11 protein-coding genes and 1 tRNA gene are annotated in these 12793 nt (G+C 67.6%); 7 read left to right on the forward strand and 5 right to left on the reverse strand.

The genetic code is table 11. The features are described 5' to 3' along the window. The first annotated feature begins 138 nt into the window (after nucleotides 1-138). From FZP69_RS22715 to FZP69_RS17560, 3 genes are all read left to right on the forward strand, one after another. Nucleotides 139-1164 carry a hypothetical protein gene (locus tag FZP69_RS22715; protein ID WP_192918634.1) on the forward strand — a complete coding sequence of 342 codons (1026 nt, stop codon included), beginning with the start codon at nucleotides 139-141 and terminating at the stop codon, nucleotides 1162-1164. A gap of 62 nt (nucleotides 1165-1226) precedes the next feature. Continuing rightward, the gene (locus FZP69_RS17555) at nucleotides 1227-2249 is read left to right on the forward strand and encodes an ABC transporter ATP-binding protein (RefSeq protein WP_152042664.1); all 1023 of its coding nucleotides are present in this window, start codon (nucleotides 1227-1229) and stop codon (nucleotides 2247-2249) included. After that, the gene (locus tag FZP69_RS17560) at nucleotides 2246-3094 is read left to right on the forward strand and encodes an ABC transporter permease (RefSeq protein WP_152042665.1); all 849 of its coding nucleotides are present in this window, start codon (nucleotides 2246-2248) and stop codon (nucleotides 3092-3094) included. Before FZP69_RS17555 ends, FZP69_RS17560 begins: the two co-directional genes overlap by 4 nt. 318 nt (nucleotides 3095-3412) lie before the next feature. Here the strand turns inward: FZP69_RS17560 and FZP69_RS17565 are convergent, their stop codons facing one another. The 3 genes from FZP69_RS17565 to FZP69_RS17575 form a co-directional block, all read right to left on the reverse strand. Further along, nucleotides 3413-4360, reverse strand: coding sequence for a glycosyltransferase family 2 protein (locus tag FZP69_RS17565; RefSeq protein WP_192918635.1), 948 nt, complete (start codon nucleotides 4358-4360; stop codon nucleotides 3413-3415). Nucleotides 4361-4845: 485 nt separating this feature from the next. Continuing rightward, a tRNA-Val gene (locus FZP69_RS17570) sits at nucleotides 4846-4920 on the reverse strand. Between the two features lie 141 nt (nucleotides 4921-5061). Beyond that, entirely contained in the window at nucleotides 5062-7092 is a 2031-nt protein-coding gene (locus FZP69_RS17575; RefSeq protein WP_152042667.1) for a DUF7289 family protein, read from the reverse strand. Between the two features lie 626 nt (nucleotides 7093-7718). Between FZP69_RS17575 and trpD the strand changes: the two genes are divergently transcribed. Genes trpD through trpG form a run of 4 tightly spaced genes read left to right on the forward strand, consistent with a single transcriptional unit; the run spans nucleotide 7719 to nucleotide 11866 of the window. Beyond that, on the forward strand, nucleotides 7719-8744 hold the full coding sequence (gene trpD / locus FZP69_RS17580; RefSeq protein ID WP_152042668.1) for an anthranilate phosphoribosyltransferase: 1026 nt from the start codon (nucleotides 7719-7721) through the stop codon (nucleotides 8742-8744). 7 nt (nucleotides 8745-8751) lie between these two features. After that, nucleotides 8752-9423 carry a phosphoribosylanthranilate isomerase gene (locus tag FZP69_RS17585; RefSeq protein ID WP_152042669.1) on the forward strand — a complete coding sequence of 224 codons (672 nt, stop codon included), beginning with the start codon at nucleotides 8752-8754 and terminating at the stop codon, nucleotides 9421-9423. Next, nucleotides 9420-11120: an anthranilate synthase component I gene (gene trpE / locus FZP69_RS17590; protein ID WP_152042670.1), complete on the forward strand. Its 1701-nt coding sequence runs from the start codon at nucleotides 9420-9422 to the stop codon at nucleotides 11118-11120. The genes FZP69_RS17585 and trpE overlap by 4 nt, the downstream gene beginning before the upstream one ends. After that, nucleotides 11117-11866 carry an anthranilate synthase component II gene (trpG, locus tag FZP69_RS17595; RefSeq protein ID WP_152042671.1) on the forward strand — a complete coding sequence of 250 codons (750 nt, stop codon included), beginning with the start codon at nucleotides 11117-11119 and terminating at the stop codon, nucleotides 11864-11866. The genes trpE and trpG overlap by 4 nt, the downstream gene beginning before the upstream one ends. Nucleotides 11867-11956: 90 nt before the next feature. Here trpG and FZP69_RS17600 read toward each other — a convergent pair whose 3' ends face one another. Then, entirely contained in the window at nucleotides 11957-12160 is a 204-nt protein-coding gene (locus FZP69_RS17600; protein ID WP_152042672.1) for a hypothetical protein, read from the reverse strand. 48 nt (nucleotides 12161-12208) lie between these two features. Continuing rightward, nucleotides 12209-12679: a hypothetical protein gene (locus FZP69_RS17605; protein ID WP_152042673.1), complete on the reverse strand. Its 471-nt coding sequence runs from the start codon at nucleotides 12677-12679 to the stop codon at nucleotides 12209-12211. Nucleotides 12680-12793 lie beyond the last annotated feature (114 nt).

Here is a 12793-nt window from a genome sequence, read left to right on the forward strand (position 1 = left end):
GAAACGGTCTCTCGCCGCGGACGACGACCGGTCCGCTTGCACAGTGCGGTTTAATGTTTCAGGGTTGATACGAAGTAGCGACATCGTGTCGAAAAGAAAAACAAACACGTTTTTCGTTATTTGTCTCCGAACTTTCGTATGAATCGCAGACGATTCGTCCTCCTGTTCGGTCTGTTCGCCGGCTGCAACACACGTCTCCCGGGGGGAGAGACGACCGACGAATCGCCACCGACTGAGCCGCCGTCGACGGCTCGCCCGCCGACGGAGACCAGCACGCCGGCGGCGACGACGGCACCGACCGCATCCGCGACACCCACGGCGGAGCCGACCGACGAACCGACCGAAGAGCCCTCGCCGACGCGAACGAGGACGCCGACAGAGGCGGAGATTCGCGGGACTGAGCGACTGGCACGGGCGGAGCGCGAGCTCACCGAGGTGATCGAAGTGTTCACCGGTGCGTACGGGACGGAACTCACGGACGTGACGGCGTCGAGCACGAACGTCCTCAAGCAGGACTACCAGCTCCAGCGATCGCTGGCCGCGGCCCAGAAGGCGTACGTCGAGGCGTCCCGGCGGGCTGCGACACCCGAACAGGAGGCGAGGGCCGAGATGATGAGCGCGTGCTGGCAGTTCCTCCGTCGGCTGGTCGAGACGCAGTTCGCCGTCGTCCAGGGGTACCAGCACCTGGTGGCGGCACGTACGGAGTTCGAGGGGGACGACGCGTCGGCCGGCCGCGACGAGATCGACGCCCTCCAGACCGACCGATCGCGGGCGGACAACCACTACCAAAACGCTCTGGCGTCGGCGAGCGCCGAGGAGGTGTCGGTCATCGAGGTGGTCACGATTACGGAGTACCAGACGAAGACCGCCCAGCTGGAAGCCGACATCGAGACGTACGGCGACCTCGAAGGCACGCTCCGGACATTCGCCGACGGCATCAAGTGGCTCAAGAGTGCCAAGGCCGAGTTCTACCGAGAGGACCGGCACGTCCCCCGGGCGCGAGAGCACGCCGACGAGGCCGTCCCGCTCCTGAAGGAAGCCAGAAACGAGCTGAAGACCATCCACGACAACGCGGGCGAGGCGTACACGCTCGCGGAGACGATCAACTCGTTCAGAACCCTCGCGAACGAGAAGATCGACGAGGCGCAGGCCATCGAGGTCTGAGACCGCTCGTTCCCGTCCGTCGCGTGCGGTAGCTTTTACCCGCCGAACCCCTGGCCCGGGTAATGACGACCTGGGGCGTTCGAGAACACACCGAGCCGGACAGCCGTGCGCGGGACGCGACCGACCCCGACTCGTCGACCCCCGCCATCGCCGTCAAGGGGCTCGTCAAACGGTTCGGGAACGGCTCCGGCGCGGTCACCGCCGTCGACGGCGTCTCCGTCTCGGTCGACTCCGGATCGATCGTCGGGCTCCTCGGGCCGAACGGCGCCGGGAAGACGACGCTCATCAAGTCGGTGCTGGGGATGGTGCTGCCCGACGAGGGGAGCGTCCTGATCGACGGCGTCGACGTGTACGCCAACCCCCGACGGGCGTACGCCCGCGTCGACGCGATGCTGGAGGGGGCGCGCAACGACTACTGGCGGCTGACCGTCCGCGAGAACCTCCGCTACTTCGCGACCGTCGGCGGGGTGGATCCCGACTCGGTCGCCGACCGCCACGACCGCCTCCTCGACCAGCTCGAACTCGCGGACAGGGCCGACGTCCCCGTGCGAAAGCTCTCGCGCGGGATGAAACAGAAGGTGTCGCTCGCCAGCGTGCTCGCCAGCGAGTCGGACATCGTCTTCCTCGACGAACCCACGCTCGGACTCGACGTCGAGAGTTCGCTCACCCTGCGCCGCGAACTTCGCCGGATCGTCGACGAACGCGACCTCACGGTGGTGCTCAGCAGTCACGACATGGGCGTCGTCGAAGACGTCTGCGACCGCGTCGTGGTGATGAGTGAGGGCCGCATCGTCGCCGACGACGCGGTCGCAACTCTGCTGCGCGGCGGCGGGACGCAGCGCTATCGGATCACGAGCCCAGACCTCGACGACGTGGTCCTCGCGGAACTCGGGAAACGGTTCGACGTCGCGGACGTGGCCCACGGCGACGGCACGACGCGCGTCGAGGTCGCCACCGACAGCGACGGTTTCTACGCGCTCGTCGACCACCTGCGTGAACACGACGTGACGCTCGACGCGGTCAATACGGTGTCGCACGATCTCGAACGGGTGTTCGTCGATCTGACCGGCAGGGGGCGAAAGTGAGTCGACCCGGACGTGGCGACGCACTCGGCGACCAGTCCGGCGACGCGTCGGCCGGTCCGAGCGGCCCCCGCCCCGCCGGCTATCGTCAGCTCGCCCGCGCGGTGCTCTACCGCGAGTACCTGATCTTCGTCCGCTACCCGGCGAACGCCGTCGGCGGCATCGTCGTCTCACTGTTCTTCTTCGGGCTGCTCTTCTACGGCGGACGGATGATCGCCGGACAGGCGCTGACGGATTCGATCGAGGGCATCGTCGTCGGCTACTTCCTCTGGACGCTCTCGGTCGGCGCGTACAGCGCCATCTCCAACGACGTCGCGAGCGAGGTCCAGTGGGGGACGCTCGAACGCCACCTCATGACGCCGTTCGGCTTCACCCCCGTCGTCGTCTTCAAGGGCGTCGCGAAGGTCGTCCGCACGTTCGTCACCTCCACGGTCATCCTCGCGGTCATGCTCGTGATGACCGGGACGTCGCTCGACCTGAACGTCGTCACCGTCGTCCCGGTGGCGACGCTCGCCGTCGTCTCCGTGCTGGGGCTCGGTCTCGCCGCGGGCGGCGTCGCCATCCTCTACAAGCGGGTCGGTGCCTGGCTGAACCTCCTCCAGTTCGGATTCGTCGTCCTCGTCTCCGCGCCCGCGTTCGACCTCGGGTGGACGCGCTTCCTCCCGCTCGCACAGGGCAGCGCGCTCCTCCAGCGAGCGATGGTCGACGGGACGCGGCTCTGGGAGTTCCCGCTCGTGGACCTCGCGGTACTCGTCGGGGTGGCGATCGCCTACGTCGCGTTCGGCTACTGGGTGTTCCAGTACACGACGCGGCGGGCGCGGCGACTGGGCGTGCTGGGTGATTACTGAGCGTTTTCCGCGTTGCTGGCGATCAGCACGTCAAACGTGCTCGGCACCCGAGAGCCGAACCGAAGGACGAAGACGGTGAGCAGCCGGTCGTTCCATTTCGTGTGCGACGTAGCCAAAGAGCATCCGCTGTCGTGGCTGGGTGGTCTCCAGGTTGATCTTGTCAGTCTACGTGACAGGTGAGTTGTCGTGGTCGCAGTCGGGAGATCGATCTCTGAGAGGTGAGGACGGGGTCCACCGGCGTCAGGCACGACGTATCCATCGGCGTCCCGTCGGTGGACAATCGGAACGACTCGCCCCGGAAGTGGCTTTTTATGCTTTTTATACGCTCCGTCCGTTCTGTTGCTCAGAGACGAGGAACCCGTGAGCTGCCTCACCGATCCGATAGCCGGGTCTGCCGAACAGGGAAGAAACCAAGCAACCGACGTACACCGGGTCCACCCCGGGCCGATATATAGATGCCAAGAGGAACTCGACGATCGCCCGTGGCGACCAGAGATGAGCGTCGATCTGAAGCTGACCCTGCAGGAAGTGGAGGTAGCCGACAGCGCGTCGGCGAACCGCCGGCGGGAACTCCTCGTACAAGTCGGAGTAGGCCTCGTACGTACGTTTGTACTCCTCCACCGCTCTCGGCGATCCACCTCTCGATTCGACCGACATCCCCCGATGCACCAGTGCTTCGTTCACGAACTCGTACTGCGTGCGCTGGGCGAGCTGTACCTGCATCGCGTGTTCGTTGTGAAGTCCGTTCGTCGCGATGTACTCGAAATCGACCGACATGAGACTGTCACGGTCTACCAACATCGTCGACGGAATGCAGGGGGCTAGGTCGAACATGAGGGCATAGTCGAGTACGTCTCCGCGGACGCGGTCTACGGGCAGGACGCGTCGGTTTTGATCACCCAGGACGAAACCGCTGTACGCGACACCGACGCCCGATTCGTTCAATAGGTCGACTTTCTTCGTGACCGCCCCGGGCAGGAGACGGTCGTCGTCGTCGAGAAGATGAACGTACTCGCCGTCCGCGTGTTCGATCCCCACTTTTCGGGCGCGAACCAGACCTTCGTTCCTGGAGTTAGCGACGTACTGCAGCCGTGTTCCTCCGGATCGTGCCTTCTCGACGACTGACGCTGCGTGTCTCTCTCCGGAATCGTCGACCACCACAATCTCGAGATTGTCGTACGGCAGTTCCTGTACGGATGCTATCGCGGATCGTAGCCGAGTGTTCCTGTGGTACGTCGGAACGACGACTGAGACGAGAGGGGTCACGAGTCTACTATTGGATAATATCGGGACGGAGGAGTATTGTCAGCAGACGTATTACTCTTGGACCGATACGATGCTGATCCACGATTCGTTGGCTACCGCTACAACCCCTGATCGTATAAAGAATATCGCCAATATCGGAGAGTACTCGGTGTGAGCAGCTCGGCACCACGTGGAGACAATCTTTTGGCTGGTCCTCACAGAGCGCGACCGGCGCGGACGGGTCGACCGCGCGCTCCTCGCAGTCCGGACGCTGGTACTGGTGTCCCGGGCGCCGCGCGTCGTCCCGAGACATCAGGGGCGACACCTCCCGTCGTCGAGCGCAGGACAGTCCTGCTCGTCCGCGAGGATGTAGCCACCGCAGAACTCACAGACCGGCGGCTCCATCTCGACGAGACGGCTCACCGCGACCATCTCTCGATAGATAGAAAAGCGACAAGTTGGAGTAAGAAAGCCCTACGATGGAAGGTAAAACCGCAATAAAGGAGTGGGTTGGGGCAGATTTGAACTGCCGGCCTCCTCCATGTCAAGGAGGTGTCATAACCAGACTAGACCACCAACCCGTCCGGTTGCGTGCGGCGTTCGTCTCGAACGCACTCAGTCGTATCCCGGCGACGTAATTAAGGGTTCCGAAATCCGGAGTCGGCACGCGATTCCGCCACGGGCCGACGACGTATCGCTCGACGCCACGCGAACGACCCCGATCAGGCGGTCTCCGACTCCGACTCGCTGTCGGTGTTGCCGTTCTCGTCGGTCGCCGTGATCGTCACCGCGTACTCGTCGCCGGGCGTACACTGCGAGGGTCCGGAGTAGCTCCCGAACGTGAGATCCTCGACACCGACGGCGGAGCCGCCACTCACGTCCTTCGTGATGGTCGTGACCCCGCAGCCACCGTGGAGGTCTTCGACGGTGAACTCGACCGTGTCGAGGTCGTCGTCCTCGTCGACGGCGTCCCAGTCGACCGTCACGTCGTACTTGTACTTCGTGTTCCCGTTCCCCGGGCTCGTATCGTACTCGTCGACCTCGACCGAGTCGACGTCGACCTCGGGTTCCTCGTCGCCCGGCGAGGGCGTGGGTGTGGGTGTCGCGGTCGGGGTCGTCGGTGTCGCGGTCGGGGTGGCTGTCGATCCGACGACGCTACCGCCCTCGATGGCGATCTCGTTGACCGACAGGTGGAGGTACGTCAGTTCCGGCGCGAGCACCTCGTCGGCGTTCAGTGTGATCGTCAGCCCGTCCAGGTCGGCGTCGTAGTTCACCGTCGTCTTCTGCTTGATCGCCGCCTGGCCGCCGACGATGGCACCGTCGACCGTGAGGCTCCCCGTCCCGAGGCAGGTGTCGGCGTACGTGCCGTCGCTCATCTCGCACTGCGACTGCGACGTCGGCATGGCGTCGTTGACGCCCGGGGCGTCGGACTCGCGCGGCGCGTAGATCACTCCCTCGAAGTACGACCCGCCGTTGACCATCGCCACCTGCATGTCCGACTCGCCGAAGACGACCAGTTTCTCGGCTTCGACGTCGTTCGGGTCGTTCGGTGCGACGTACATCTTCCCGTTTTTGAGCGAGAGGTCGCCCGTCGTGAGCACCTGTAACCGGCCGTTTGCGGCGTTTTCGACCCTGAGTTCGCCGCCGTGGACGTTCACGTCGCCGTCGACGAGGAGCGTGACGTTGCCGCCAGCGAGATCGACGGTCGTCGTCCCACCGAGCGTGAACCCGTCGGGGTCGTAGTAGGTTCCACTGGTGAGCGTCTGTCCGGCGGCGATCTGTTGTGTCGTCACGTCGGGATCCCCGGGCGCGTTCGAGACCTTCTGCTGGACTGCTTTGTCTACCGCCGGGACCGTCATCGAGTGGTGCGCCGTCGTGTCGCCGCTGATGCTCCCCGACTGTGCCTCGGAGATACTTCCCTCAGCGGTGATCGGTCCGTTCACCTCGGGGTTCCCCGTCGACACCTCGACGTCGCCGCCGTGGGCCTGGATAGCGTCGTCGAACGTCGCGTCGAACTGGACGCGACCGAGTTCGATCGTCGCCGTTCGTGCGCCGTGGTCGACGGAGACGTGGACGTCGTCGACGCGCGTCTCGAAGTACTGCGCCCAGCCCACGTAGTAGTCGCTCGTGATAGTGAGAACGACCACGTCGTTTCGGACCGTCCCCGGGCCGAGGTTGGGCTGCTGAGAGAGCCGTCGGACCGTCACGCGGTCGTTCGGGCCGCTCCCACCGGCTCTGACGACGACCATCGGCATCGTCAGCGTGCCGTCGTGGAAGTGGATCTCGGGTGGCGAGACCATCCGGCTCTCGTTCCCGGTTCCCCGCCAGACGCCGCCGCCCTGGTAGGCGACGACGGCTCCGTCGCGCTCGTGGACGACCGCCCCGAGCGTCTGCGCGTGGATCGTCGGTCCGTCCTCGTACGCGAGCCGTAGCTCCCCGGCCGGCACCGTCCGGAGGCTCCCGCCGCGGGTGCCGAGGTCGACGGTCCGGGCCTCCGACTGTCCCAGCGCCACCTCCGCACCGACCGAATCGAGCTGGGTGAACGCGTGTTCGGCCTGCTTCGCCGTCGTCTCGTTCTGGAGCGAGCCGAGCCCCTGCGCGCCGAGGACGACGACACCCGTGACGCCGACGACGGTGAGCCCGACGAGGAGCGCGAACCCGACCACGTTCGCCTGTGCGCGACCGTCCCGACAGATCCCGATCCGAGAGTCGGTTTCACGTGTCGGGGCTCTCGGCGACGGGCGACGTGTCATGTCGCCTCGTTTCACCAGAGCTACCTGAACGTATCGCTATCGAAATCAATTTTGATTTTTGGCGTGGCTGAACGTGACTCCACGTGCTGGTCACGGTGGGCGGACGAGCGGCAACGGCGGCCGACGAACCACCGCTCCCGGCGGATCGTCACGCGACGGGCGACGGTCTCGGAGCAGTCGGTCGCTCCGGACCGTACCCGAGTCGTGTTCCCCCCCACACGCGAGGGTCGTCGACAGTTCCTCTCCGTTGTCGGCGGTTCCTCTCGGTTCGCCGGACGAGTCCGTCCGGTCGCCGGTGGGCGGCGCGTCGGGTCCGAGACGGCACCGACTGCGTTCCCGCGGTCGGGCACCGCCTATCCCCCGATACCCGGGCCCGACCGGGGCCGTGTCTCCCCCCAGTTACTGCTCTCTCCCCCGGGAGTCGCTAGCGTCCCCCTTGTTGCGCCTCCGGGAGTGCCGACACCTCGAAGGGCGTTCGAAGGGACGACCCCCACTGGCAAGAGTGTGATACCGAACTGTATCGGTATGGTCTGCACACGCCGGGGGATGGATCCGCGACCCGACAGTCTTAAGCTGATGTACTTATTTGTTCATCGTGACCCGAATCAATACATCGGTGACTACCAATGCAGGACTACATCAGACGCGTGACCGACGGTGAGGACCTCGCGGTCGACGAGGCCCGCGAGGCGGCCCGGCTCGTCTTCGAGGAGGCGACGGAGGCACAGATCGGCGCGTTACTCGCCGCGCTCCGGGCGAAGGGCGAGACAGAGGCCGAGATCGCCGGCTTCGCGCAGGGGATGCGCGACGCGGCGCGCACGATCGACCCCGATCGGCGGCCGCTCGTCGACACCTGCGGGACCGGCGGCGACGACTACGACACGATCAACGTCTCCACCACGAGTGCGATCGTCACGGCGGGTGCCGGTGCCGCCATCGCCAAACACGGCAACTACTCCGTCTCGTCGTCGTCGGGGAGCGCCGACGTCCTTGAGGTCGCCGGCGTCGACGTCGACGCCGAGCCGCCGTCCGTGGAAGAAGCCATCGAGCGCGACGGCATCGGCTTCATGCTCGCGCCCGTCTTCCACCCCGCGATGAAGGCCGTCATCGGCCCCCGGAAGGAACTCGGGATGCGGACGGTGTTCAACGTCCTCGGCCCGCTCACGAACCCCGCCGGCGCCGAGGCACAGGTCCTCGGCGTCTACGACCCCGATCTCGTGCCCGTCATCGCCCGTGCGCTCGCCCACATGCCGGTCGACCACGCGCTCGTCGTCCACGGCGACGGCATGGACGAGATCGGGCTCCACGGCGAGACGACCGTCGCCGAGGTCCGGGGCGACGAGATCGACGAGTACACGCTCACCCCCGAAGCGATCGGCCTGTCGTCGGCCCCCGTGGAGGCGGTCACCGGCGGGAGCCCGCAGGAGAACGCCGCCGACCTCCGCGGCATCGTCACCGGCGACGTGACGGGGCCGAAGCGCGACATCATCCTCGCGAACGCCGGCGCGGCAGTGTACGTCGCCGGCCTCGCCGACTCGATCGAGGCCGGAGTCGAAGAGGCCCGCGCCGCCATCGACGAGGGCCGGGCGGCCGCGAAGCTCGACGACCTCTGCGGCGTAACCGACGGCACGGAGCCGAGCCCGGAGGCGTGAGGTGAGCATGACGCGCGTGAAGATCTGTGGGCTGACCTCCCGCGACGACCTCGACCTCGCGGTCGACGCCGGTGCCGACGCGCTCGGCTTCGTCACGGACGTGCCGGTCGACTCCCCGCGCGAGATCGACTCGGGGACGGCCGCGGAACTCGTCGCGGCGGCCCCACCGTTCGTGACGACGACGCTCGTGTTGATGCCCGAGTCGCCGACCCACGCGGTGAGCCTCGCCCGGACGATCCAGCCCGACGTCCTCCAGTTACACTGCGAGTTCGACGCCGAGGAGCTGCAGTTCGTCCGCGCGGAGGCGTCGACGAAGCTCGTCGTCGCGGTGGACGCGACCGATCGCGAACGGGCACGCGACCTCGACGACGTGGCCGACGCCGTGCTCGTCGACTCCACCACCGACGAGGGGGCGGGCGGCACCGGCGAGACCCACGACTGGGACGCCACCCGGGAACTCGCCGCCGACCTCGACTCGCCGCTCGTCCTCGCCGGGGGGCTCACCCCCGAGAACGTCGCCGAGGCAGTCACCACTGCCGGGCCGTACGGCGTCGACGTCGCCAGCGGCGTGGAGTCGTCGGGCGGGGTCAAGGACGCCGACGCGGTCCGGTCGTTCGTCCATGCGGTCCGCCGGATCGACGCCCACCTGGACGAGAACGACGAGGAGGTGGTGGCGTGACGCGCGCGTCGCTCGACCGCTCTGCCGACGAGTTCCGGGCGCTCTTCGACCACGACGAACCGGTCGTCGCGCGGCTCGAAGCGACGCTCGACGTCGACGTCGACCCGCTGTCGGCGTACGCTGCGCTCTCCGACGAGAGCGACTACAGCTTCCTCCTCGAGTCGGCGGAGAAGACGCCGTCGTCCGATCCCGACGGCGCGTTCGACCCCGACGACGCCGGCGACCGCCACGCCCGCTACTCGTTCGTCGGCTACGACCCCGACGCGGTCGTCTCCGTCTGGCCTCAGGGGACAGAAATCGAGGACCTCGGCGGGGCCGCAGCCCCCTACGTGACGCCGAACGGTGGCGACACCCTCGACTCGCTCCGGGCGGCGCTCCCCGACCTCCCTCGCGTGGGCTTCCCGCCCCGCGAGCGACAGCAGCTCGACGGCGGGCTCGTGGGTTTCCTCGCGTACGACGCCGTCTACGACCTCTGGCTCGACGAGGTCGGAGTCTCGCGCCCGGAGCCGGTCGTCCCCGACGCACAGTTCGTGCTCACGACGCGGACGCTCGTCTTCGATCACGCCGCCGCCGCCGTCTCGCTCGTGTTCACGCCCGTCGTCGGCCCCGACGACGACCCCGACGACGTGTACGAGGCGCTCGTCGCCGAGGCCGACACTATCGCGGAGGCCCTCGCGGGCGCGACCGACCCCGACCCCGGCGGCTTCGTCCGGCGCGGGGAGCGCGCTGCCCCACGCGAGGCGTACGAGGACGCGGTCCGTCGCGCGAAGGAACACGTCCTCGACGGCGACATCTACCAGGGCGTCATCTCGCGCAAGCGCGAACTCACGGGCGACGTCGACACGCTCGGGTTCTACCAGGCGCTCCGCGAGGTCAACCCCTCGCCGTACATGTACCTCCTGGGATACGGGGATCGCTCGATCGTCGGCGCCTCGCCCGAGACGCTCGTCTCCGTGCAGGGGTCGCGCGTGGTCTCGAACCCCATCGCCGGCACCTGTCCCCGCGGGTCGTCGCCTGTCGAGGACCGCCGGCTCGCCGGCGAGATGCTCGCCGACGCCAAAGAGAGAGCCGAACACACCATGCTCGTCGACCTCGCGCGCAACGACGTCCGTCGCGTCTCCGACCCCGGCTCGGTCAGCGTCGAGGAGTTCATGAGCGTCCTCAAATACTCGCACGTCCAGCACATCGAGTCGACCGTGACGGGGACGCTCGCCGGCGACAGGGACGCGTTCGACGCGACCCGCGCGACGTTCCCCGCGGGGACGCTCACGGGCGCGCCGAAGATCCGCGCGATGGAGATCATCGACGACCTCGAGCGCGAGCCACGGGGCGTCTACGGCGGCGGCGTCGGCTACTACTCGTGGGCCGGCGACGCCGACTTCGCCATCGTCATCCGGACCGCGACGGTCGAACACGGGGTCCCGGTCGACGTCGACGGGGCCGACTCCGCGGACCCCGCTACCGACACCGCCGACGTCGTGACGGTGCAGGCCGGTGCCGGGATCGTCGCCGACTCGGTTCCCGAACGAGAGTACGACGAGACCGAACAGAAGATGGGCGGCGTCCTCGCGGCGCTGGAGGCGATCGAGATCGACAGGAGCGATGTCGGCGACGCCGCGGACGCCGACGACACGGACGGGCGGACCGACGGAGACGGTCCCCAACTGGCAGAGACCGAACAGGAGGCGTCACGATGAGCGCCGAACCCGATGCGGACGCCACCGCCAGCGCTGACGCCGACGCCGGGGACGAGGCGGCCGACCTCACCGACGACCGCATCGCGCGACTCCGGGAGGCCGGCGCACACGTCGAACCCGGGCCGGGACCGACGCTCGTCGTCGTCGACAACTTCGACTCGTTCACGTACAACCTCGTGGAGTACTTCTCCGAACAGGAGCCCGCCCCCGAGATCGTCGTCTTCAAGAACACGGCGTCGCTCGCCGACGTCGAACTCGCCGATCCCGACGCCGTCGTCGTCAGCCCGGGACCGGGCCACCCGAAGAACGACCGCGACGTCGGCGTCACGACCGCCGTCCTCCGCGAACTCTCGCCGACGACGCCAACCCTGGGGGTCTGTCTCGGACTGGAGGCCGCCGTCTACGCCTACGGGGGCACGGTGGGTCACGCCCCAGAACCCATCCACGGCAAGGCCTTCGCGATAGACCACGACGGACAGGGCGTGTTCGCCGGACTGGATCAGGGGTTCCGGGCGGGACGCTACCACTCGCTGGTCGCGACGGCGGTGCCGGACTGCTTCGTCGTGTCGGCGACGACCGACCACGCGGGCCACGAACTGGTCATGGGGATCCGCCACCGCGAGTACCCCATCGAGTGCGTGCAGTTCCACCCCGAGTCGGTGCTGACGGCCGTTGGACACGACGTCGTGCGGAACTTCCTCGACGGGGTCGACACGAGCGGGGTGGTCGGTCACGAACAGACCTGACCTGATCGCCGACGCGCCGGGTCCGAGATACCGAGCGATCGCTCGGGGGCACGGCCCGGGAGCAGGCGCGGGATCGGCGGCGAGACGGCGTTACAGGACCTGCGGCAGGAGCATCGACGCGAGGAGGAGCAGTCCGATGACCACGGCGGCGATCGTGACGAGTCGCCACGCGATCTTGAGAACGACCCGACCCACGAGGACGACGATCCCGACGGCGACCACGAGCGCCAGGATCTGCACGAGCGGGTTTCCCGAACTCAGGCCGAACTGGAGAGCGGTCGCGGTGACGTTCATACGTCACCCATCCCCAGACACGGCATAAGCTTGGGGGCGTGCGGTGACTCAGACGAGTGCCGACCCGAGCGTGACGAGCGGAACCAACACGAGCAGGTAGCCGGCGGCCGAGAGCGCCCAGTCGCGGCGGATCGCGCCGAGGCGGTGACTCGCCACCGTCGAGCGCGGCAGGACGACCACGGCGAAGAAGCCGACCATCAGGACGTAGAGCACGCCCGCCGCGAGGAGGACGGCCCCGAGCGATGGCCCGCCGAGGACGCCCTCGGTCGCGAGGGAGAGCCAGACGAACAGCGGCCCGGTGAGTCCCCCGGCGAGGTAGTGGACGACGTCCGCGAGTCGAGCAGGGGCGGCGTCCGGGCGCGACTCGGTCAGGACGCCCGCGGCGACGAACGGGGGCGTCTCACCCTCCGGCAGCCGCCGCATCACCACGTCCATCGCGAGCGTCGCGACGACCGCGGCGACGACGCCCACGAGGAACCGGAGCGGAACGGTCAGCGCGGTCACGAGCAGGAAGTCCATACGCCGCCGTTCGACTACCCGGACATGTGCGTGACGGTTCGCGTCGGTGGCGACCGTGAGACGAAGCAGGATGAAGTGAGACGGGGTGAAACGAAGCAGGACGAGGTGAGGCAG

It is taken from the genome of Salinigranum salinum, from assembly GCF_009176545.1.
Taxonomy (GTDB): domain Archaea; phylum Halobacteriota; class Halobacteria; order Halobacteriales; family Haloferacaceae; genus Salinigranum; species Salinigranum salinum.